At 42.7% G+C, this 22,505-nt stretch carries 20 protein-coding genes; 10 read left to right on the top strand and 10 right to left on the bottom strand.

The window, feature by feature from the left end; genetic code table 11:
• The first annotated feature begins 142 nt into the window (after positions 1 to 142).
• The gene (locus BLT41_RS08045; protein ID WP_092160384.1) at positions 143 to 517 is read left to right on the top strand and encodes a winged helix-turn-helix transcriptional regulator; all 375 of its coding nucleotides are present in this window, start codon (positions 143 to 145) and stop codon (positions 515 to 517) included.
• Positions 518 to 647: 130 nt separating this feature from the next.
• Here BLT41_RS08045 and BLT41_RS08040 read toward each other — a convergent pair whose 3' ends face one another.
• The 7 genes from BLT41_RS08040 to BLT41_RS08010 form a co-directional block, all read right to left on the bottom strand.
• Complete coding sequence (locus BLT41_RS08040; protein WP_092159957.1) at positions 648 to 965, bottom strand: heme biosynthesis protein HemY; 318 nt, start codon at positions 963 to 965, stop codon at positions 648 to 650.
• A gap of 129 nt (positions 966 to 1,094) precedes the next feature.
• Positions 1,095 to 1,958 (bottom strand): AraC family transcriptional regulator, encoded by an 864-nt coding sequence (locus BLT41_RS08035; RefSeq protein ID WP_092159955.1) that lies wholly within the window; start codon positions 1,956 to 1,958, stop codon positions 1,095 to 1,097.
• 66 nt (positions 1,959 to 2,024) lie between these two features.
• A complete protein-coding gene (locus BLT41_RS08030) occupies positions 2,025 to 2,417 on the bottom strand; it encodes a cupin domain-containing protein (protein WP_092159954.1) in 393 nt (130 codons plus the stop codon).
• Positions 2,418 to 2,556: 139 nt separating this feature from the next.
• Entirely contained in the window at positions 2,557 to 2,940 is a 384-nt protein-coding gene (locus tag BLT41_RS08025; RefSeq protein ID WP_092159952.1) for an OsmC family protein, read from the bottom strand.
• A gap of 132 nt (positions 2,941 to 3,072) precedes the next feature.
• Positions 3,073 to 3,441 (bottom strand): YkgJ family cysteine cluster protein, encoded by a 369-nt coding sequence (locus BLT41_RS08020; protein ID WP_092159950.1) that lies wholly within the window; start codon positions 3,439 to 3,441, stop codon positions 3,073 to 3,075.
• Positions 3,442 to 3,753: 312 nt separating this feature from the next.
• A complete protein-coding gene (locus BLT41_RS08015; protein WP_092159945.1) occupies positions 3,754 to 4,152 on the bottom strand; it encodes a GNAT family N-acetyltransferase in 399 nt (132 codons plus the stop codon).
• Positions 4,153 to 4,375: 223 nt separating this feature from the next.
• Positions 4,376 to 6,184 (bottom strand): hypothetical protein, encoded by a 1,809-nt coding sequence (locus BLT41_RS08010; RefSeq protein ID WP_092159943.1) that lies wholly within the window; start codon positions 6,182 to 6,184, stop codon positions 4,376 to 4,378.
• Between the two features lie 166 nt (positions 6,185 to 6,350).
• On the opposite strand from BLT41_RS08010, the gene BLT41_RS08005 reads away from it, so the two are divergent.
• The 9 genes from BLT41_RS08005 (at position 6,351) to BLT41_RS07965 (ending at position 18,736) form a co-directional block, all read left to right on the top strand.
• The gene (locus BLT41_RS08005) at positions 6,351 to 9,494 is read left to right on the top strand and encodes a UvrD-helicase domain-containing protein (protein ID WP_092159941.1); all 3,144 of its coding nucleotides are present in this window, start codon (positions 6,351 to 6,353) and stop codon (positions 9,492 to 9,494) included.
• Positions 9,495 to 9,707: 213 nt separating this feature from the next.
• Positions 9,708 to 10,580, top strand: coding sequence for a cobamide remodeling phosphodiesterase CbiR (gene cbiR / locus BLT41_RS08000; protein ID WP_244512225.1), 873 nt, complete (start codon positions 9,708 to 9,710; stop codon positions 10,578 to 10,580).
• Between the two features lie 103 nt (positions 10,581 to 10,683).
• Complete coding sequence (locus BLT41_RS07995) at positions 10,684 to 11,190, top strand: bifunctional adenosylcobinamide kinase/adenosylcobinamide-phosphate guanylyltransferase (protein ID WP_092159939.1); 507 nt, start codon at positions 10,684 to 10,686, stop codon at positions 11,188 to 11,190.
• A gap of 2 nt (positions 11,191 to 11,192) precedes the next feature.
• Complete coding sequence (locus BLT41_RS07990) at positions 11,193 to 12,188, top strand: DHH family phosphoesterase (protein ID WP_092159937.1); 996 nt, start codon at positions 11,193 to 11,195, stop codon at positions 12,186 to 12,188.
• 53 nt (positions 12,189 to 12,241) lie between these two features.
• On the top strand, positions 12,242 to 14,926 hold the full coding sequence (polA, locus tag BLT41_RS07985) for a DNA polymerase I (RefSeq protein ID WP_092159935.1): 2,685 nt from the start codon (positions 12,242 to 12,244) through the stop codon (positions 14,924 to 14,926).
• A 13-nt stretch (positions 14,927 to 14,939) separates the two neighbouring features.
• Complete coding sequence (locus tag BLT41_RS07980; RefSeq protein ID WP_092159934.1) at positions 14,940 to 15,239, top strand: DUF1844 domain-containing protein; 300 nt, start codon at positions 14,940 to 14,942, stop codon at positions 15,237 to 15,239.
• Between the two features lie 70 nt (positions 15,240 to 15,309).
• Entirely contained in the window at positions 15,310 to 16,365 is a 1,056-nt protein-coding gene (gene argC / locus BLT41_RS07975; protein WP_092159932.1) for an N-acetyl-gamma-glutamyl-phosphate reductase, read from the top strand.
• 134 nt (positions 16,366 to 16,499) lie between these two features.
• A complete protein-coding gene (locus BLT41_RS07970; RefSeq protein WP_092159930.1) occupies positions 16,500 to 17,750 on the top strand; it encodes an EAL and HDOD domain-containing protein in 1,251 nt (416 codons plus the stop codon).
• A gap of 101 nt (positions 17,751 to 17,851) precedes the next feature.
• Positions 17,852 to 18,736, top strand: a complete 885-nt coding sequence (locus BLT41_RS07965) for a CheR family methyltransferase (protein WP_092159928.1) — start codon at positions 17,852 to 17,854, stop codon at positions 18,734 to 18,736.
• On the opposite strand, the gene BLT41_RS07960 is transcribed toward BLT41_RS07965, so the two are convergent.
• The 3 genes from BLT41_RS07960 to BLT41_RS07950 all read right to left on the bottom strand — a co-directional run bounded on the left by BLT41_RS07960 (position 18,733) and on the right by BLT41_RS07950 (position 22,025).
• Positions 18,733 to 19,110 carry a response regulator gene (locus tag BLT41_RS07960; protein WP_092159926.1) on the bottom strand — a complete coding sequence of 126 codons (378 nt, stop codon included), beginning with the start codon at positions 19,108 to 19,110 and terminating at the stop codon, positions 18,733 to 18,735. The two genes, BLT41_RS07965 and BLT41_RS07960, sit on opposite strands and share 4 nt — an antisense overlap.
• A 232-nt stretch (positions 19,111 to 19,342) precedes the next feature.
• A complete protein-coding gene (locus BLT41_RS07955) occupies positions 19,343 to 21,397 on the bottom strand; it encodes a ribonucleoside triphosphate reductase (RefSeq protein ID WP_092159924.1) in 2,055 nt (684 codons plus the stop codon).
• Complete coding sequence (locus BLT41_RS07950) at positions 21,321 to 22,025, bottom strand: anaerobic ribonucleoside-triphosphate reductase activating protein (protein WP_092159922.1); 705 nt, start codon at positions 22,023 to 22,025, stop codon at positions 21,321 to 21,323. The genes BLT41_RS07955 and BLT41_RS07950 overlap by 77 nt, the downstream gene beginning before the upstream one ends.
• Positions 22,026 to 22,505: the final 480 nt, after the last annotated feature.

The following is a 22,505-nucleotide window of genomic DNA, read 5'->3' as shown; positions in this document are numbered from 1 at the left end:
AACACGAATTGTTTATTTTCTTCATTTGAACGGTTTCGACAACGTATTGTCTTATTAACACCCATGCAGTAGAAAAGGAAAGTAGGTACCTTTTTGTACCGTAGTATACAAATGGAAACTGAAGAATAAATGAGGAAAAGCGATGGCTGAGTGTCAGGTTAAAAAAAGCGGACGGCATGAATATTATTGTAGTGTGGAGCTGACATTGCAGGTTATCGGGGGGAAATGGAAACCGATAATTCTTTATCATTTGGGAAGAAACGGTACACATCGTTTTGGAGAACTCAAGTTGGCTATACCGAATATTACTCAGAAAATGCTGACCCAGCAATTACGGGAGCTGGAGAAGGATGGGGTAATTGATCGTTTGGTCTACGCAGTTGTGCCTCCGAAGGTTGAATATTCGCTTACGGAGTTGGGGCACACTATTATTCCTGTGCTGCAACATCTTGGGCAGTGGGGGCAGCAATATGAAGAATATAGCAGAGAGCACGGGCTGAGCGAAGTGACAGTATAGCCCGTAAGAAGCAGGGATTGGTAGTTTTAATATTAAAGTTGCTGAATATAAAAAAGCAAAGGCCGGAATTTTTACATTCCGGCCTTTTATTATCTCTTAAAGCAATTGGTTTTAACCCAACCGATTTTTATTAACCGCAGCTTCCGCAACTTCCGCAACAACTGCCGCCATCAGACGGTGCTTCGAAAACGAGAGAGGAAGAAACTTCAATACCCATAGGTGTTAAATTAATTTCCATCGGTTTTGCCTGATCCAAAAGATCTTTATCCAGTACGAAATCATAACCTTCAAGGGTAATGGTTTCATCGCCTTCTTTTGCTGCGTCAAGGCCTAATGCAAGGCGGCTTCCGCTACAAGCAGATGCAATATATATACGGATAGGTTCTTTGTCTTTGCCTTCAAAGTGCTGGTCAAGAACTTCTTTTGCTTCGTTTGTGATTTTGAGCATTTATATTCTCCTGATTTGGTTTGTTCTTAAAATGATAGCCTTCATTTCATGTATGTCAACAGCAGATGTCGAAAAAATATGCAACTATTTGTGTTGGCAAACCCTTTGTTGGAAATCTATCAACTTTATCTATTGTTCAGGTCGATTTACGCTTGAAACATTCTCAGCAATAAACCGCCCCGGAGAAATACCTATTACACGTTTGAAGTGGCGGGAAAAATGACTTTGGTCAAAAAAACCGGAATTAAGTGCAGCTTCTGCCATTGGAGTACCATTTCTTATTAATTGCTCAGCTTCGCGCACCCGGCAGTTGATTAGATATTCCTGCGGAGATACCCCGTATTTTTTGACAAAAAGTTTTTGAAGGTGAAAAGAGCTGATGCACGCAATTTCGGATAAATTGTTGAGGGTCAGATTCTTCCTAAAATTTTTAGTTATAAAATCTTTTACTCTCGCAAGCGGTTTTTCCTGAGGGCCGCTATCTTCTTCTTGCGGTGGAATCGAGCTTAAATTTTGGATTGCATGATAAAGAAACGAGTTCAAAGTCGTCTGTCTTTCCAGTGTACTTCCTGAGGTTTCAAGCAAATCAAAAAAAGTATTAAACGATTCGGTGTCGGTGTTGCGGTATACAACATAAGGATCAAACCCCGGTGCGGGGCAGTGCTTTCCGCAGATATCTTCAGCAAGCTTTTGCATGAAATTTTTATCCACACACAGGGCGCGATATGAATGCGGGCCGCTTGTACCTTTTGAAAAAGATTCACAGCTGTGAGGAGTGCCGGGGGACAGTATACACATTTCCCCGGCACTGAATTCAATTTTTTGTGAATGAAACTTAACTCGGCGGATGCCGGTATCAATCATACTGAAAATGTATCCGGAGTGAACGTGGCGAGGGAATTTATTGGCAATATTTATTGCCTCCACCGCGGTTGCATAGGGGATTCCATCCAGTTCACGGAATATGATTTTTTCATTCTTTTTTGGGGTCATCGTAACGCTGTTGTATCAAAGTGATAAATTCAAATCTACCATGTAAAGGTTGTCATTTCAGCATAATTACATGAGGGCTGGGAAAAATTTTGCAAGCAGTGTCAGTCCGTTTTGTCCAGCTCGAACACTGTGTGTTTTCCCTTTGGGAATAACGGCTGAACGTCCCGGATGATAATCCATTGTCTTTTCTTCTAAAAGAGCGTCTCCGTCACCTTTGATGACTTCATGCAGTTCCCATTGATTCTCATGAGTGTGAGTTTCAAGCTTGCATCCGGGGTCTATGCGAACCATGTGGCAGCTGAGCAGTCCTTCTGTCTTTGAGCCGGGAACAAGATGTTTAATATAAACACCTTCAAATGCGGGATGAGGATTCCAGCCGAGGTCTGAGCATTTGGTAGAATCGTTAAGGTGTTCGATAAATCCATTGGAAATCAAAGCTGATAATTCTTCGGGCTGCATTCTGCTTCTCCTTTAAAATAAGGGTTGGTGTTGAGCAGTATATAGCCGGGAATATGGGGCGTAAGATTGTATGATCTTGTGAATTTAAATAAAAAAGATTTAAGGAGACTGCGCTTTTGTACAGTCTCCTTAAATTTGACTAAACTAATTCAAGTTCAAAAGCGGGCGGGTTAAGCAGATGTTTTTTAACTGGGCAAAGGTCAATGGCCCGGAGCATAGCTGCTTTGTATTTTTCAGGGAAGCCTTCGGGTAAGGTGAGAATATAGTTCACTTTTGATATCTGAGATGTTTCCAAGTGCTGACAGTATTCAACGTTAAGAGCTATGCCATTCATTGCGATTGATCTGGATTCGCAAAAGTTACGCGCATATTGAGCTGCGCAGGTTGCAAGTGACGTTATAAATAAATCAAGAGGATCGGGGGTTGTCCCTTCTACTGATTGATCTGTACCAACAGTAAAATTTCCCCCCGTCGCGTTAAGTTTCTTTCCCTCACCGAATTCAATTTTTACTTTTTTGAGCATTAATACCCCGAATTTAAAATGCCTGTATTATTGAGTGCCGTAATTCGCGGGATAAAATCTGCTTTACTTATGGATAAAAATCAATGGCTGAATTCTGTTAAAAAGCGTTTTTATGCTCATTGTGAAATGATTTTAAAAATCTTTATTTCGAGGAAGTTTGATACAGTCTTCATCTTTGCATGCGTCTTCCAGAATTTTTTCAAAATCAATTTCCGTGGACATCCTGAAGCCGCATCCTTTGGGAAGTTCTCCATTCTGATAAAAGATAGACGGAGCTGGGAAAGTTTTGCAGATATTAGGGCGGTTTTCATAGTTTGTGCACCTTCCGTCTTTTCCCAAACGGGTGCAGGAAAATTTTAGAAAACCATCTTCGGTTTTTCCGCATATTTCAAAAAAATTGAGATATGGATTTTTAATTGAAGCCTTGCGAACTTGTTTTTTACTTCGCAGCCATTTGGAGTCGACATAAAGGGATATTTCCTGACAACATTTTCCGCACATGTTGCAGGAACCGCGAATGACTACGGTTTGTTTCCTTTTTTTTAGACGCCATCGGCAGAATATAGATGCTAAATTGTGAAAAATGGACATGCTTATATTGATGGTTGGAGTTTGCTGGGCTAAAAATTAATATTAGTAAAGCGGTGTGATTGCAAGACTCTGTGTACAAAAGAAAAACCCCGCTGACTAGGGGGTGAAATCCTTTTCAACGGGGTTTGCAGCGTATGAAGATCCGCGCCTGAATCTTCATCTGCTACAAGATGGGGATTGTTCAGGGAATGAACAACAGAGTGTAAGTGAAATATATTTTTATTAAAGTGTACTCACAAACATGGGAGCTTTATCTGCGTGATGAGTAAATCCGCAATGTTCGTAGAACCCTACTTTCTCATTCATTGAAATAAGCACCTTGCGTGGGATATCGCTGTAGATGTCCAGCATTGTGTCGACCAGCTTTTTGCCGATGCCGTGGCCCTGAAAGTCTGGATGCACAACGAGATACTGAAAGTAGACAGTGAGTACTGTATCGGTCATCGAGTTAATCAGACCGATCAAAGTGTCACCGTCCCATGCCGAATAAACTTTATGGGAGTTGAACATAGCTTTTTGCAGTTTCTGCGGATAATTTCCAGATTCCCAGTCAACGGAAAGAAAGAGCTTTTCAAGTTCCTCGGGACTGAGATCTTTTGTCCAGCTGTACGTTATTGCCATGATTTTCCTCCTTTAATGTTGTCGTTGAAAGAAACATAAAGGAACGGCAATCTATATGTCTAATATATAATTTAGTGATGATTGATACTTTTAAAGTATTGGTTACCAATTCCTGCTTACGGGATTTGTGGGTGAAGAGGGTGAAGTTGTTTTGGCAGTGCCGGAGCGAAAGGTGAAAAACGGGGCTAAGCTGGCTTAAAGCAACCTAGCCCCGTATCGTTTATTAATTTCTTATATATTTTTTATAGCAGGCAATTGCATTCATGGCGAAAAGCGAGGTGGTCACTTCGCTGCCTACAATGATGCGTGTCGGGTGGCGAACCATTGTCCATTCGTATGCTTTGTATGGATGGCTTTTGCGTCCTTCACCTAGGTGATCATGCAGAATCCGAATCCCGCGCTCAATCGTTCCGTCTCCGGGTGTTTCATATTGCAGCAGGCAGAGCGTCGCTACGGCTAATGACGCGTCAAACGGATTGAGTGTTGCGCCCAGCATATCATACTTGCAGTAATTTATGGCGAGGTGACGGATTTCTTCTACTTTACCGGCCGGATCTATAATCTGCCGTTCCTCTTCGGGGATGGTCAGCCATGTGTCATATAATCTTCCCGCATAGCTCACGTATATTTCAGGCAGGTAGAATCTGACTGCGTTGTCGTGCTTGAAATTTCCGCTTACGAATGCATTGTGATGAAAGGTGAGGAATCTTTTAACTGTCTCCAGATTTTCACCTTCAAGAGCTTTCCATTGCGTGCGGTTGATCAGAATTGATTCAAGAATATCCATGTTGTGACCGGGGCAGATTTCGTTGCCGAGTGTCTCACGGATTTTTCTGCCGTTCTCTTTTTCAAACGGTTTATCAAACCATATGGGAACCGCGCCGAAATAATCGAGCGGGCGGGTCATGGTTATGGTCGGCGGGTTGGTCTTGTTGCCACCGCCGATCTGATATTCGTTGATAATCTCAACCCACGGGAAATCCAGAAACTTTTCGCAGTTTTTAAGAAGTTCTGCGTCACTGCTCAAACCTTTTTTTTCGACCAGATCAAGCCATTTGCGGCTCATGGCAAGAGCAAGGAATGTAGTATCTACGTCCGGCACGTAATCATCGAAACCAAGCTCTTTTTTAGCTTTCCAGTCTTTCGGTTTAAGATTGCAGAGCGGTTCGCCTTTATCGTCTTTAGGGAGGCAGGTGATGGCGGGATGTTTTATTCCCGAGCTTGGTCCCTTAAGCCATTCCATACTGGTGACAATAAGAAAGTGCAGAATTGATTCGAGCATTTCTTTGAGTTTGGCCTGCTCATTTTGTGGCAACTCTTCCAATATATATAGGTTGTATATTTGCTCAAAAAAAATGTCGTCATAAAAGGCGGTGCGGTGTGTAATCCATGAAACGGGCATGCTGAGTGGTTCGGCTATTCCTTTCCACGGACGGCGGAATATTTTCATGACGAGCGGGTTGGCATGCATAAAACAGCGCATCAAACCGAATAACAAATTGATATTTTGAAACTCAAAAGAGCCTAACCCGTTCATGATGTTCATGAAGTTTTCGCCGTCGCAAACGGAATCGCCCGGCATAATAACCTGTGCGGAAACAGGGAAATACGGATCGTCAGGATTTTTGTCCCAAACTTTGTATATATCGTCCAGCACAGCTTTGAGAACTTCATTCACTTCAGCATCTTTTACACGCGGAGGTTTGGTGTCTGCGGTATTGCGGATTCTCCACTGCGGATCTTTCACTTTGTTAAGAAGCGCTGCTAGCGGAGCGAAGGTTTTTTTTGTCCACTCTGGATTCTGCCAGTCCTCGTATGTTGCAATCATGGCTTGCGACATCATGTTGCGGTAAATTTCCACTTTATCCAGAGGAATGTCAGGGTGTGAACACCAGCGCAAAAGAAAGTGCTTAAGCAGGGGGTTGCCGAAAAGTTTGCGATAAAGTTTACGCAGATTCTTTCCGGGATCGCTTACAGCCTGATTTTTAAGTATGGGGCCATCACAGATATTGTATATTGTGGCGTGCTTCACGCTGTTTTCTCCAAGTTGTATTTCAAAATTGTATTGTAAAAAGGCTGTAACAAAGCAGAGCTTGTCTTGCAATCCACCTTTGCAGGGGGTAGTGTCTCTGTGAATCTGTAGGTCAGATACGTTTTGATTGAAATTGTGTATAATTATTGGGAAATTACGGTAGAATATGGAACGATTTATAGCTGATCTTCACATACATTCCAGATTTTCCCGTGCTACAAGCAAAGGACTCACCGCGCGTCTGCTTGCAGCATGGGCACGCATTAAAGGAATAGATGTAATCGGGACAGGCGATTTTACTCATCCGGAATGGTTGCAGGAAATAGAAGAACAACTTGTTGAGGATGGTTCGGGATTACTTTCCCTTCGATCTTCGCAAGGGCTGGAAAATGAAATAGACTGGGTGGAAGGTCCGCTTGCGGGACAGACCCGCTTCATGTTGCAGACCGAAATCAGCTCCATATATAAACGTCTCGGAAAAACCAGAAAAGTTCATAATCTGGTTTATATGCCCGACCTCGAATCTGTCCGTAAATTTAATGCCAAACTTGGAGCCATAGGCAACCTCAAGTCAGACGGCAGGCCTATTCTCGGCTTAGACAGTAAAGATCTGCTTGAAATTGTTCTTGAAACCAGTGATCGCGCTTTTCTTGTTCCCGCACATATATGGACCCCGTGGTTTTCCCTTTTCGGTTCCAAATCCGGCTTTGACAGTGTTGAAGAATGCTACGGAGATCTTTCCTCAGAAATTTTTGCAATGGAAACCGGACTTTCTTCTGATCCTGAAATGAACTGGCTCATCTCCTCCCTTGATAAATACCGCCTCATCTCCAATTCCGATGCTCATTCCGCTGAAAATCTAGGCCGTGAAGCCAATATTTTCAGAGGTGATATGTCGTACGAAGGTATTTATCGTGCTTTGCGCGGTGAAGGGTTGGGGCATAAATTTATGGGAACTCTCGAGTTTTTTCCGGAGGAAGGAAAATATCACATGGACGGGCATCGCAATTGCGGTATTATGCTCGATCCACATGAATCAAAAATGCGCGGTGGAATTTGTCCGGTTTGCGGCAAGCCTTTAACTATAGGGGTTTACTCCAGAATTCTGGAACTTGCTGACCGGGAAGATCCTGTTCAGCCCAAAGGCCAACCGGGATTCACCTCACTTGTCCCGCTCAGGGAATTAATTTCCGAAGTTGTCGGGACCGGGCCTAAAACCAAAAAAGTTATGAACGTGTATTCTCCCTTGATTAAAGAATTCGGTTCTGAATTTTCAGTGTTGCAACAAGTTCCGCTGGAAGATTTGAAGCGGCATAATGTGCACCTTGCGGAAGGTATCAGAAGAATGCGTGAAGGGCAGGTTATACGCAATCCCGGTTTTGACGGTCAGTATGGAACTGTTTCAGTTTATTCCGCCCATGAACGCGATGAGATTCTTAACGGCATGAATCTTGTGGTTGTTCGCAGAGAGGCGGGCGATCTTGATAATGGTAAAGGTCAGGCTGATATTTTGAAGGCTGGCGAATTGAAAGCTCGTCCGAAAGAAGATTCCGGTGTTGTAAAATTTAATGATGCTCAAAAAAAGGCTATTGAAGCCGGCCCCGCACCTGTTCTCGTTATTGCCGGACCGGGTACGGGAAAAACTCAGACTTTAATGGGGCGTATCAAATATCTGCTTGAACGCGGAACCCGTGCAAGGCGTATTCTGGCTCTTACTTTTACACGCAAAGCCGCACAGGAAATGAATGAGCGTATGCAGGCCATGCTTGGTGAAGATGAAGTTATGCCGCGCGCGGATACCATTCATGCACTTGCTTTTGAGTATTGGGTTTCCATGTTTGAGCATTCTCCGATCATTCTTAATGGAGAGACTGCCCGCAGAGTGTTTGCCAGAGCTAATCCTCAATTGACGGGATTGCGTCTGAAATCTGCATGGGACAGTTTATGTCTGTGCCGTGAAACACTTGAAACATTATCGGAAGAGCTGGAAAAATATAATTCAAATTATTCCAGACAAAAAGATCAATATAGTCTGGTTGATTATACAGATCTTCTTGAATTCTGGCTGGGCGATCTCAGTTGCGGTAAATATATACGAACATTTACACATTTTCTGGTGGATGAAGTTCAGGATCTTTCACCGTTACAGATAGATATTATTCGCAAGCTTGCCGGAGTTGACGGGGTGAAGAAGGGTGAAGGAGACGGGGAAGGTCTTTTCGCCATCGGTGATCCTGATCAGTCTATTTATGGTTTTCGCGGAGCTGCGGGAAACATCGTTGAAAAGTTCAAATCATATTGGCCTAACCTGATTGAAATAACTCTTGAGGATAATTACCGCTCGGCACAGGCTGTGCTGGATGTTTCAGCGTCAGTGCTTAAAAACCCTCCGAAGCTGATTGCTCATAAAAATTATGAGCCTGATATTCAACTTTTTTCAGCTCCTGACAGTATTCGTGAGGCCTCATGGATTGCTGACCGGATAAAGCAACTTCTCGGGTCCACCAGCCACAGTCTTGGAGATTCATTCGGACACGGGACGTTCAGTCCCGGTGATATAGCTGTGCTGGTTCGTTTTAAAGGGCTTATGGGGCCGATTGAGAACATTCTGAAACGGCAGGGAATTCCTTGCAGTATCCCGGAAGCAGAAATGTTCTGGCATGATTCTCGCGTTGAAATTTTATTAGGCGCTGCACGCAGGATGCTCGGTTTTGCTGAGTCCGCTGACGATGAAGCCCCTGAAGTACCGGAGAAAATTATCGCACGCGGGCCGCTGGGGCTTTCAGCGTATCTCAGTGAAATGCCGCCGTTTGACCAGTTGTTCTGGGAAAGCTCTCCATTTAGAAAAATGGTCAAAGGATACGAGGAAAATGGCGGGTGGACCGGTTTAATAAATTGGATACATATGCAGAATGATCTTGATCAGGTTCGTAATAAAGCTGAAAAAGTGCGGATAATGTCCATGCACGCAGCGAAAGGTCTTGAATTTGATGCAGTGTTTTTAGCCGGACTTGATGACGGAATAGTTCCTTTTGTCGGAATAGATGTGCTTACCGGTAATTTTTCAGGCGGATCTGGAACGGGAATCGAGGATGTGGAAGAAGAGCGCAGGCTCTTATATGTGGGAATGACACGAGCTAAGAAAAATCTGTATCTTTCACATGCCGCCAAAAGGCCGCTGTATGGCCGGACTTTACGACTACCGATCTCAAGATTTTTGAAAAATATCCCTGAGGATTCGGTGAAAAAATCAGCAATGATTGCCAAAGTAATGCAGAAAGAAAAAAAGATAAGCCTGCTGGATATGTAGGCTGATCTTTCTCTCTATAAAAGAAACATTCGATAAAGTAGTTTTTCGTAAACAGTTGACATTCGTCGTGCAGCAATGGCACTAAGCCCCGCTTGCCTTAGTCTGCAAAAGATATGCAGAGGATTTAAATAATGTTGGAAAAACATTCTACAGCGTTTCATCTCCCTACTCCCTGTGTCATTAATGGATTACGTCTAATTTAAAGCAAAAACTATGCCTGATAATAAAAATGTTTTCAGCCCGTATTCTTGCGGAGTAAAGGGTCTATCGGATTCTAAGGCTGAGAATTTCGCACAGGAAAAAAACTCCCTTTTTGCTGACGGATTGAGTGTTTTTGACATCTTCGGTGACAGTTCTTTCCCCTATGTAGTTGCGGCCCCGTCATGGGTTATTCCGGGAAATGTCGTTGAAAATTGCAGATATCTTGAAGGGCGGGTCGATGAAGTCGGATTGCTCTTTTTTGAAACAGCAGCGAGTCTTGCGTACACTGAAGAAGACCTGCCTGCGGATTTAGCTGAAACCGGATTGTCATTTCATATCCATCATCCTTTAGATCTCCCGTGGCATGAAGGAGCAGGTAAGGTTGCACGGGTAATGAATCTTCTCGTAGCAAAAGCGGCTCATTTGAATCCTGTTGCACATGTTCTGCATCCTCCGAAGGCGGGACCGTTTGCAGGAATTCTTCTGGCTGATCTGGCAAAAGAGTTTAATGGAACTTCCATAGATCCTGAAAATGTTTTCATTGAAAATATTAAAGATAACAGTCTTGAAGATAATATTGATGTTATTCGGGATTGCGGCTTTAAGGTTTGTTTAGATTTAGGGCACATGCAGGCGTATGGACAGCAAAAATTGCTGGACCGGGAAGACCTTTGGGATCTGGTTGCCATGCTTCATCTTAACGGACCGGGTGTAGGCGGACGGCATGAAAGTCTTGAAAAGCTAGATAAGCCGGGTGTGAAGTTGCTTGATTGTTTTTTTGAAAAGTTTATTAAAGGCGGGACTGTTACTGTTGAAGTCTTTGAGCAAAACGGTTTTTTTAAGTCACTGCAATATCTGGCCAATAGACACGGCGAGACTTGTTAATCTGGCAATCATTGGATGTTGTATTGTGGTTGCAGTTAACTGCGTAAATAGAGTATGAAGTGCAGAATTCGTTTTGATCCGTTAAATAGCGTGAGGAGATTTTTTGATTACATTCATACTTGGGGGCAATAAGTCGGGTAAGTCTGATTATGCGCTTGAAGTTTTTTCAAAATATTCCGGTACGAAATGTTTTATTGCGACAGGAAAAGCCCGCGATATGGCCTTCCGGAAACAGATTATGGATCATCGGAGAGAACGCGATCCGTCTATTCCGGTTTTTGAGACCGGAACGGACTTGCATCAGGTTCTTGTTAGGGCTAGAAAAGATTACGAACATCTGCTGGTGGACAGTTTAGATTTCTGGTTGTTCTCATGTAGCGAGCTTGTGAACGGAGAACAGCTGATCGGGGAGGTTGTCCGGCTTTTATCTGAATGGAAAGGGCCGGATCTTGTCTTGGTGTCTTGCGAAGTAGGTCTCGGCCCGCTGGCAATGACACGCGAAGTCCGTGAGTTTGTGAGAGGGCTCGGAGGACTTAACCGTAGAATTGCCGCAATTGCCGATGAGGCTTATCTTGTGGCTGCCGGGTTGCCTCTGACCCTGAAGAAATAATTATGGCTTATTTTAAAAAGTTTGACGAAGAGCTTCAGGACCTGCTTGCCCTTTTTAAAAAGGATGAGCGGTGGTTGATAGTGGTAAATGCTGATCCGGATTCTTTGGCCTCGGCCATGGCGCTTAAGCGTATCATGGGGCGTAAGGTTCAAGGTGTCGGCATCGCACATATTAACGAAGTAAAACGGCTTGATAATCTTGCGATGATTCATTACTTGCGGATTCCAGCTTGTAGGCTCATTCCAACTCTGGTTGCGCAATATGATAAGTTTGCAATTGTAGACTCCCAGCCACACCATCATCCCGATTTTGATAAAATTAATTTTTCAGTAATTATTGATCATCATCCGTATCCAGAACAGCCGTATGCCGGAGCTGAGTATACAGATATTCGTCCTGAATACGGTTCAAACAGCGCAATGCTGACTGAATATCTTTATAATCTTAAAATACGTCCGGCAAAATTGCTTGCAACAGCATTGGTTTACGGTATCAAAACAGATACTCAAAGTTTTGAACGTCCTTTTATTGATGCGGATATTAAGGCCTTTAGATATCTGACTAAATATGCTGATATGGATATTATAAAACGTATTACGCGTAGTGAAATTCATCCAGATTGGCTTAAATATTTCTCACGGGCATTTTATAATTTGCGCAGAATTGGACCCGGTCTTTATTCTCATCTTGGCAAAGTGGAAAATCCTGATACTCTGGTTATCCTTGCAGACTTTTTTATGCGTGTTCATGATGTTTCGTGGGACGTTGTCTCCGGCGTTTATGAGGATACCCTTGTGGTTATTTTCAGAGGAGATGCTTTGCGTAAAGATATGGGCAAGATGGCCAGCAGTCTTTTCAGTGATGTAGGTTCAGCCGGAGGGCACAAAGCCGCCGCACGAGCTGAAATTCCGCTTAAAGCACTTGATGGTGCTGATCCGGAATCGTATGTTGTCAAAAAACTGACCAAGGGTAAGCGTCAGGTTATGAAGCGCATTTAGTTTCATGTTTTCTCTTTAAATAATCCTCTGGAACAAATCCCCGAAGGCCATAAATGTCACTCAGTGAAAAATTGAACTTTGAAAAAAGTCCTTTGTATCTTATAGACGGTTCCGCTTTTTTTTATCGCGGATTCCATGCGTATCCGGACCTTAAACGCTCAGATGGATTTCCGACTAATGCTTTATATATAGTCCTGCGGGTTCTGTTAAAAGTTATTAAAGAAGAGAAGCCTGAATACCTCGTTTTCATGCTCGACGGTAAGGGTAAAAATTTCAGGCATGAACTTTTCCCGGACTATAAAGCCCAGCGCCCGCCCATGCCGGACGACCTGAGAGTTCAGGTTGAGCCTTTGAAAGAAGCAATCAGAGCGCTTGGTGTGCCTTTGATCGTTTCCCAAGGCGAAGAAGCAGACGATTGTATAGCTTCTCTTGCCGCAAGATTTAAGAAAGATCGTCCTGTTGTTATTCTTGGCGCGGATAAAGATCTCAAGCAGTGTCTGGATGACAATGTTTTTATGTGGGACCCCGCAGGCCGGGCCGAAAAGATTACTTCTCTTGCCGATTTTAAAGAAGATACAGGACTGAATCCTGATCAATGGGCTGATTTTCAGGCTTTAATCGGCGACTCTGCTGATAATATTCCCGGAGTGCCGGGAATCGGTAAAGTTACGGCTTCCAAGCTTATGGCGAAATACCCTACTCTTGAAGATATTCGCGATAATTTTAAGTTCCTCCAGCCTAACATCAAGAAAAAGATGGAAGGGTATCTGGAAACTATTTTTACATACAGAAAACTTACACATTTAAGCACTGACAGTTGCGCTAATCTTGAGCTTGCTGATCTCAAAGTGTCTCCTGTTAATAGGGAAGATGTTGTAGAGTATTTGAATACTTATGAATTCCGTTCCATGATTAGAGATGTGAATAAAGCATTCCCTGACAGTAATATTTCTCCTCAGACCAAGTCCGCATCTGATGCTGGCCCGACCGGAACCAAAGCTGCGCCTGTTGCAGCTAAGGGTAAGAAGCCGGCCGCGGGGCAGTTTTCTTTGTTCGGGGACGTAGCTCCTGCTCCGGTTGAGAGCAGACTTGAATTCAAGAAAGTTCAATCCGTATCTGATCTGCCTGACTTTGCGAATAAAGATGTAGGGCTTGTCCGTGACGGCAAGGATTTTTATGTCGGAGTTGAAGGTGATGAGTGGCTCTGTAAAATCGCAGCTTCTGAGTTGGTTGAAGTTCTTCAACATGCAAATAAATTAGCTGTTGCAGACGTTAAATCTTTTTTCAGATCCGACTCAGCGTGGCGCAAAATTTCTCTTTCGCGCTGGTTTGACCTTAGTTTGTCCGCATATTTGCTAAATCCAGAAGATCGGAATTATCAGTGGGACAGACTTAGATCTATGCTCTTTACCGGAGATGAACTTCCTGATGCGGTAGATGAAGTTCATCCTGAAGCTCAGGGCATGGCTGCTCTTGCTTTGATGCATGTTCTTGCGCCGAGGGTTGGATCTGCGGGGCTTGAAAATCTTGTAAATGAACTTGAAATTCCTCTTATTCCTGTACTGGCAGATATGGAAGAGGCTGGAGTTTCAATTGATTTAGCTTCGTTTACGGAGTTTTTGAAAGAGGTCAGTGTTCGCATTCAGGAACTTACTAAGATAATTCACGAGAGAGCAGAAGAGCCTTTCAATATCCGTTCAAGTCAGCAGATGAGTAATATCCTTTTTGATAAGCTGGGGCTTAAACCCAGCGGTAAGACTCCTAAAGGCGCGCTTTCAACTGCTAACTCCGTGCTTGAAAAGCTGATGGGACAACACGAAATAATCGCCGATATTTTAGAGTTCAGGAAGATGGAAAAGCTGCGGTCCACTTATTTGGAGCCACTTCCTAAGCTCGTTGGGCATGACGGTAGAATCCATACTAATTTCAATCAGTTTGCAACCGCGACAGGCAGACTTTCCAGTTCTGGCCCGAATTTGCAGAATATTCCTGTTCGTGGAGATATGGGCAAGCGCATGAGAGCGTGTTTTACCGCCGGTGAAGGGCTGCGCTTGGCTGCTGCGGATTATTCTCAGGTTGAACTAAGAGTTCTTGCCCATTTTTCAGGTGATCCTACGTTGATCTCTGCTTTTGAAAATGATGAAGATATTCATTCCCGCACAGCTGCTCTTCTTTTTGATAAGGAAAGTACGGATATTACCAGAGAAGAACGCGGTAATGCCAAGACTATCAACTTCGGATTGATTTACGGTATGGGACCGCAGAAATTGTCTCGTGAACTTGGAATTTCTTTAAATGAAGCCAAAGACTTTATTGCAAAATATTTTGAAAAGCTTGGTGTGCTGAGAGATTTTTATGACTCTGTAGTCGAACAGGGGCGTGAGAAAGGATATGTAACGACTCTGTCCGGTCGTAGAAGATTGTTGCCGGAGCTACATTCTACCAATCCGCAGGTCATATCTCAGGCTCGCAGGCAGGCTATTAATACCGTTATTCAGGGCAGTGCAGCTGATATTATCAAGATGGCAATGATCAAGGTTGCAGATAATTCAGCTATTGCACATTTAGGCGGCAGACTTATTTTACAGATACACGATGAATTGCTTGTAGAAGGTCCGGAGGAATCTATCGAAGAGATCGGCAAGCTGTTGCAGGAAGATATGCAGCTTGTAACTTCTTTGGCAGTTCCACTTAAAGTTGATCTAGGACTGGGTAAGAACTGGGCTCAGGCTCATTAAAAGGAGTAATATTATGTCTGATGAAAATAATTGTAAGTGCGGATCAGGATTTTCTAAAGATATGCCTCTACCTGAGGTAAATTTTTCTACATTTGTTATGTCACTAAGTTCTTCAGCCTTGGTTCATCTTGGTGAAGTTCCTGATCCTTCTACCGGTAAAGTTGAATTTACTCCCGTTATTGCAAAGCAGTCTATAGATATACTTGCTGTATTACAGGATAAAATTAAAAACGGGATGAATCCTGAGGAAGAAAAACTTCTTTGTGATCTGTTATACAATCTTCGCATGAAGTACGTTGCCAAAACCAAATAGTCAGCAATCTAAACCTTTCCGTATTTTTGCGGTTGGGTTTTATTTTATATAATTCAAAGGAAGGATCGATATGAGCGCCGGAATACCCGTCGGATTAGTCGGAGTTACAGGATATACTGGAATGGAATTGGCCCGTCTTTTGAGTGGGCATGATGCTATGAATCTTGTACGTGTGACTTCCCGTGCAGAGGCCGGCAAGAAGCTTTCCGACATTTATCCTTTTCTGATGGGACTCGATTTGGGAGAACTTGCAATTACAGCTCCTGATGTCGATGAATTGGCAAAATCATGTGAGCTTGTTTTCCTCGCGGTCCCTCATAAGACTGCTATGGATATCGGTGGCAAGCTTTATGATAAGGGTGTAAAAGTAGTTGATCTCAGTGCTGATTTCAGGCTTAGAGACCGTGAAATATATGAAGAATGGTATAAAGTTGATCACACCCGTGAGGACTTGTTGCCGAAAGCAGTGTACGGTCTGCCTGAATTTTATCGCGAGCAGATTAAAGACGCCTCCTTAGTCGCTAATCCGGGATGTTATCCTACCTCCGCAATTGTGGGATTGACTCCTGCTCTTTCCGAAAAGCTTATTGATACAACTGATATTGTTATTGATTCCAAATCCGGAACAACCGGAGCAGGCAGAAAAGCTGCTGTGGGTTCATTGTTTTGTGAGGTTTCCGACTCTTTCAAAGCTTATGGACTTGGAAGTCATAGACATACCCCTGAAATTGAGCAGGAACTTTCAGTTGTTGCCGATGAGGATATCACTGTCTCTTTTAATACTCATCTTTTACCGATTAATCGCGGTATCTTATCCACTATTTATACAAAATTACGTGCAGGTGTGACTGCGCAGGATGTTCGGGCAATATACGAAAAGGCTTATGCTGCTGAAAAATGGATCAGAGTTTTGCCCGAAGGCAAGCTTCCTGAGACTCGCTGGGTGCGGGGCACAATGTTCTGCGATGTAGGTTTGGTTGTTGATTCCAGAACCGGTCGTTTGATTATTGTTTCTGCCATAGACAATGTATGCAGAGGCGCATCAGGGCAGGCCGTCGCAAATGCAAACTTGATGTTGGGGCTTGCAGAAGGTCACGGATTGAACTTGGCACCGATGATGCCGTAGAAAATATTTTTTACTGGATTTGACTCAAACTTATTGTTTTGCCTGTTGATACGAGGCCATCCTTAAGGTACGTTAAAGATGTACTGACCGCTTTTTAATATTTGCGTAGATATGGATAACAACAGGATTTAACAATGAGTGATTCGGAAGTTTTTCTGGATTCTTTTTTTGTAGCCCGGCAGCCAGTGTTCACAAGGGAACTGACTATCTGGGGTTATGAATTGCTATTCCGAAATTCAGAATGCAGTTTGGGTGCTGATGTCGGGAATGAGGATGCAGCGACTTCTCAGGTCATAGCCGACGGTTTCGGTTTGATTCAGGAAGATCTTGCTGAAGGGCAGAGGCTTTTAGTTAACTTTCCTCGCAATATGATTCTTGAAGATGCTGCAGCTTTGCTTCCACCTGATGTATGTATCATCGAAATTCTCGAAAATGTTGATCCTGATCCTGACATCCTTAAGGTTCTCAATACGCTAAAGGAGCAGGGATATACCCTTGCTTTGGATGATTATATAGGACAGAAAGGATTCGAGCCTTTTGTTGAGCTTGCAGATATTATTAAAGTTGATTGCCTAGAACTTTCAATTGAAGAACTGGAAAAAATTGTTGCAAGTTTGGCACAGTCAGAATCGCTTCTTCTGGCTGAAAAAGTTGAAGATAACGAGATGTTTAAGCGGTGTATGGATCTTGGTTTTGATCTGTTTCAAGGGTTCTTTTTCAGTCGTCCCGAAATTATTCCGGGAAAAAAGATGTCTTCCCACAATCTGAATCGTATGCAGCTTCTCCGTTCTATCAGTGGTTCGGAATTTAATGTGGATGATCTTACTAATGCTATAAATTCTGACGTTTCCATCAGTTATCGCCTTCTCAGATTCATGAATTCCCCTTACTTTGGATTACCTAACGTAGTCAGTTCTATTCAACAAGCCGTTGTTCTTATCGGTTATCAAAAATTGGCAAGATGGCTCCGGGTTATTCTTTTATCAGATATGTGCAGTGGGCCTGCCTCAAGTGAATTGGCCTTTCTTTCAATAAAAAGAGCTAAATTTCTTGAATTGTTGTCTCTTGAATTGAAAAGCCCCGGTTTGTCTTCTGATTCAATGTTTTTACTTGGTTTGTTTTCTCTTTTGGATGTTCTTCTTGGTAAATCCATGAAAAATCTTCTTAAGGAACTTCCCATCGAGAAGGATTTGATGGCGGCTCTTTGCGGAGAATCCAGCATCGCTTCAGTTTGGCTCGAGCTGGTGATTGCTTTTGAAAAGGCCAAGTGGGAAACAGTCGGTTCAATTATAAATTCACAGAAGTTATCACCCCTCTCTGTTGCTCGTAATCATTTGGCAGCAATGCAGTGGGCAAACGAAATTGTATTGCTAAGTAAGGAGTAGTGTTTTTATAAAAAATAATATATTTAATCCCTGTATGTTTCTGAAAATTAAAGCTTTTTAGGTGGTAAGTGCTTTTGGGGGGTCAAACTGGTGGGGTTAACATGGATATAAATAAGACTGAATTTGATCTTCTTAGAAAGCATATTTACAGCATGTGCGGGTTGATTATAGGGGAAGGAAAAGAATATCTTATCGAGCATCGCTTAAAGTACCTCTTTAAAGAAAAGGGCTGTAAATCTTGGCTTGATTTTTATCATACTCTGCTCAAAGAAGGTAATTTTTTTAAAGAAGAAGTTATCTCTGCCATCAGCACTCATGAAACTAGTTTTTTTAGAGATTATCATCCCTTTGATTCAATACGCAAGAAAGTTTTACCTCGCTTGGTTCAAAACAAAAAAAGTAACAAACAAATTCGTATCTGGTGTGCTGCTGCGTCAACAGGGCAAGAGCCTTACACTCTTTCTATGATTGTTCACGACTTAATTGAGTCTGTAGGATTTAGAACGCTGAAGCATGACGATTTTTCTATAGTTGCGACAGATATTTCTGGAAATGTGCTTGAAAAAGCTCAGGAAGGGCTGTTCAGTGAACGTGAATTTTCGCGAGGCTTACCTGATAAGTATACAAAGTATTTTAGTCAGGAAGGTAAACAATGGAAAGTCAGTCCGTCTATAAGATCAATTGTTTCTTTTCAAAAGCTTAACTTGCTGGAATCTTTCAGGATGCTTGGTCAATTTGATTTTGTTCTATGCAGAAATGTTCTGATATATTTTGATGACAAAACAAAATTAGATATAGTTCACAGGATTCATTCGTTACTCCCTGAAGATGGTTATTTGCTTCTGGGAGCAACTGAGTCGCTTGCCGGGCAGACTGACCGGTTTGTTTCTGAGCATGAAGGAACATCGGTTCTCTACCGGAAGCAGAGTTGTTTCAGCTCAACAGGCAAAAAAACTACCCCGGTGGAGTTCCAAAAATGCGATTAAAATTTATACTTATTCCCAAATAGTGATTTAATTTTTTGAATGAAAATATTCATATCCGCAACAGGCTTAAGTAGTACATTGTCGGATGAAATTCCAAGATTTCGTACATCCGGCGGGACTGCGTAGTCTACTGAACCTGTATGGATAATGAAATCCATCTCGGGACGTATCTTTTTAAGATGAATAATTAGGTCATTGCCGTGCATTACAGGAAGTCGCATGTCTACAATTGCGATTTCGGCAGTATCTGTTTCCATAAGCTTTAAAGCTTCTTCAGCGCTTCCGACCGAAATGACATCCAGTCCTTCATCTTCAAGGTAGTCTACCAAGTTTTCCCTGACCATCTGCTCATCGTCCACAATTAAAATGCGCATATTAACTCCACTTGATGTCTATGGTCTATATGATTTGAAAAATGTATGTACTTATATTTATAAAATTTATTAGAAGAATCAATAAGATCATAAAACATAGTATTTCTATACGCAATGAAAATGATTATAAGCTTTGCTTCTTATCAAGAAAATAAGATTTAAAAGATACCATAAAAAAAACAGGGGCTGAAAACCCCTGTTTTTTTTAATGTAACTAATTTGATATAAGCAGCTATGAACAACTAAAAGTCGTATATTCCATTCTGTCTTTGTATTCGGCTTTTTTACCTTCATTCCATCTGGTTACGGGGCGGTAGTACCCGACTATGCGTGTATATACTTCAGCTGGTTCCCCGCAGTCAGGGCATTCATAGTGTTCTCCATAGATATACCCATGATCCTTACAGATTGAAAATGTCGGGGTTATTGACAGATACGGTATTTTGGTTTGACGGAAAGCCTTGATAATGAAGCTTTTAAGAGCATCAAGATCAGATATTGATTCCCCGAGAAACGTATGAAAAACGCTTCCGCCTGTATAAAGTGGTTGCAGTTTATTCTGATGAGTAAGCGCCATAATCACGTCGTTGGATATTCCGACTGGAAGTGTTGTGGAATTTGTATAGTAAGGTGTTTCGTTGCCTGACGTTTTTATGTCTGCATAAAGGCTTTTATCAATTCTTGCGAGACGGTAGCTCGTTCCTTCTGCCGGAGTAGCTTCGAGGTTGTAAAGGTTTCCGGTTTCTTCCTGAAAGCGGACTGTCAGGTCGCGCAGGTGATTTAGAACTCTGGTCATAAGTCTGATGCCGGAAGGTGTTTCAATGCCCTTATCAAGCAGATTCAGACAAGCTTCATGTCCGCCTAGCAGTCCTATGGTTGAGAAGTGACCCTTGTATCCGTTTTTAAGGTAACGGTGCGACCATGGGAACATGCCGTTGTCCAGATTGGTCTGGATAAGTTTTCGTTTGAATTCAAGCGAGTTTTTAGCCTGCTCAGCATATTCTTCAATGAGGTCAAGAAAATCTTCTTCGCCTTGAGCCAGATAAGCAAGTTTAGGCAAGTTTAGAGTTACAACTCCGATTGATCCGGTCAGGTCGCCTGCTCCGAAAAGTCCGCCGACTTTGTTTCGGATTTCGCGCAAATCCATTTGAAGGCGGCAGCACATGGAACGCACGTCTTCAGGGTTTAAGTCGGAACTGATAAAATTCTGGAAATAAGGAACGCCGTATTTGGCTGTTAATTCCAGCAAAGTGCGTCCGATTTCAGAATCCCACGGAAAGTCTTCCGTCACGTTGTAAGTCGGGATCGGGAATGAAAAAATTCTATTATGATGATCGCCGTGCAGCATTACTTCGATGAAGGATCGGTTGATCATCTCCATTTCTGCGGAGTATTCTCCGTAAGTGGAGTCTTGAAGGACTCCTCCTATAATAATGGCTTCACCAGCGATGTGTTTGGGCGGCACAAGGTCAAAAGAAAGATTCGTGAAAGGACTCTGTCCTCCCCATCTGGAGGTTGTGTTCATGTTGAACACAAATTTCTGCATAGCCTGCAGTACGTCCGCGTAACTGAGGTTATCGTGTCTTATAAAAGGCGCTAAATATGTATCAACATTATTGAAGGCTTGTGCTCCGGCCCATTCATTTTGAAGTGTGCCGAGAAAGTTAACCATTTGTCCGAGGGCTGCGTCAAAATGCTTAGCCGGACCTGCGCATGATCTGCCTTCAAGGTTGAATCCCTCAAGAAGAAGGTCGCGAAGACTCCATCCTGCGCAGTATCCTGCAAGACCGTATGAAAGGTCATGAACATGAAAGTATCCGTGTTCATGGGCCTGTCTGATTTCTTCAGGATATTTTTCAAGAGCGTAGCGGGCTTGTACTGTACCCGACAAATGAAGCATCAACCCTTGATAGGAATGGGTCATGTTGGCATTTTCAGCAACACGCCAGTCGCTTTGGTCAAGGTAATCGTCAATCGTTTCCTTGATGTCGAGGTATGCGTCTTTCTGACTTCTCAGTCTGCGGCGGCTGTCGCGGTAGAGAATGTATTTTTTTGCAGCATTGTGCAATCTTGAGTCCATAAGGACTTCTTCAACCATATTCTGAACATGTTCCTGTTCAGGAATAGAAACGCCTTCGAGTTTGTTTTCAACTTGCCGGGCCATACGTTTGGCCATCAGGGGGTCTTTAATGCCGCTTGCATTTAGTGCTTTAAATACCGCCTGTGCAACTCTCTTTGTCGACCATGTTTCCAACCGGCCGTCCCGCTTCATTATCTGCGTGGGCATGCTCTCTCCTTGGAGGAATGTATTTCTGAATGGTTAGATCAAATCCATCAGGAAGGTATCCTTTGGCAATTTCTACATCGTCATCTGTAAGTATGGGCACTTTAGTGAGACGAAAGTAGAATGCGTCCGGATTGGCTTTAGCAAGTTCGAACACTCTTTCGAGGTTTTTCTGTGCAGTTTCAGCCGTAACACCCTGCCCTGTCAGAGCAGGATATTTTTCATATGGACCTTTGACATCAATGGCGAATTTCTCCACCAAACCTTGTTGAAGAATATCCTCAATAATTTCAGGCAACATACCGTTACTGTCCATTTTTATGGGCAGTTTGGATACATTTCTGATTTCAAGAAGAATTTCTCCGAGGTTAGGAACTGTCGCAGGCTCGCCTCCAGTGATGGTGACCCCGTCAAGCCATTTAGCACGATTCCTAAGGAAAGATTTTATATCTGCTCTCGGTAAAACAGGTAGTTTTTCCATATGCCAGGCCATATCAAAGTTATGACATGTCGGGCAATATAGATTGCATCCACCCAGAAAAATCACACAAGTTGCTTTTCCTGGCCAGTCGCAAAGACTAAGCGGTTCTAAACCGCGAACGTAATTCCATCCAGCAGATTCTGTTTTCATATTCTTAAAATTTAGTAAGTATAAGGGTTGAGGGTGAAAGATGTTTAAGATCTTTCAGGCTGTGAAATTTGTGATTAAAAGACGTAATGTGTCTGTGTTCAAGACAATAACGCAGCATATAAGTTTTGTACAGGGGGGTAGTTTAAAATTTGATGTTACATCTCTGTAAACAGTAGATATCGACGTTTATCTCCAGTTTTTGCAAAGTCAAAAAAGTTTTCCACAAGTTCATAACCCAAAAAGATGTCGGAAATACAGGGTTTTTTCTATAGAAAGTTTAGAAAAAAAAGTTGTTTTGGCAATCTTTGGAAGTTATATACAAGGAGGATGATAATAAAAGAGAGGGGGAGATTGCGACGAATTGATTAGCCCTTTTAACATAGGTTCTCACGGCTTGAAAAGAATTTTGCGGGTCGCAAATTTTTATCTTAGAACGTGTAAAATACCAATTTTGTCAGATTGGTTGATCAGTAAAAACAG

It is taken from the genome of Maridesulfovibrio ferrireducens (assembly GCF_900101105.1).
In the GTDB taxonomy this organism is placed as follows: Bacteria; Desulfobacterota; Desulfovibrionia; order Desulfovibrionales; family Desulfovibrionaceae; genus Maridesulfovibrio; species Maridesulfovibrio ferrireducens.
Note: the sequence above shows the minus strand (reverse complement) of the source record. Positions and strands in the feature narration are given on the sequence as shown.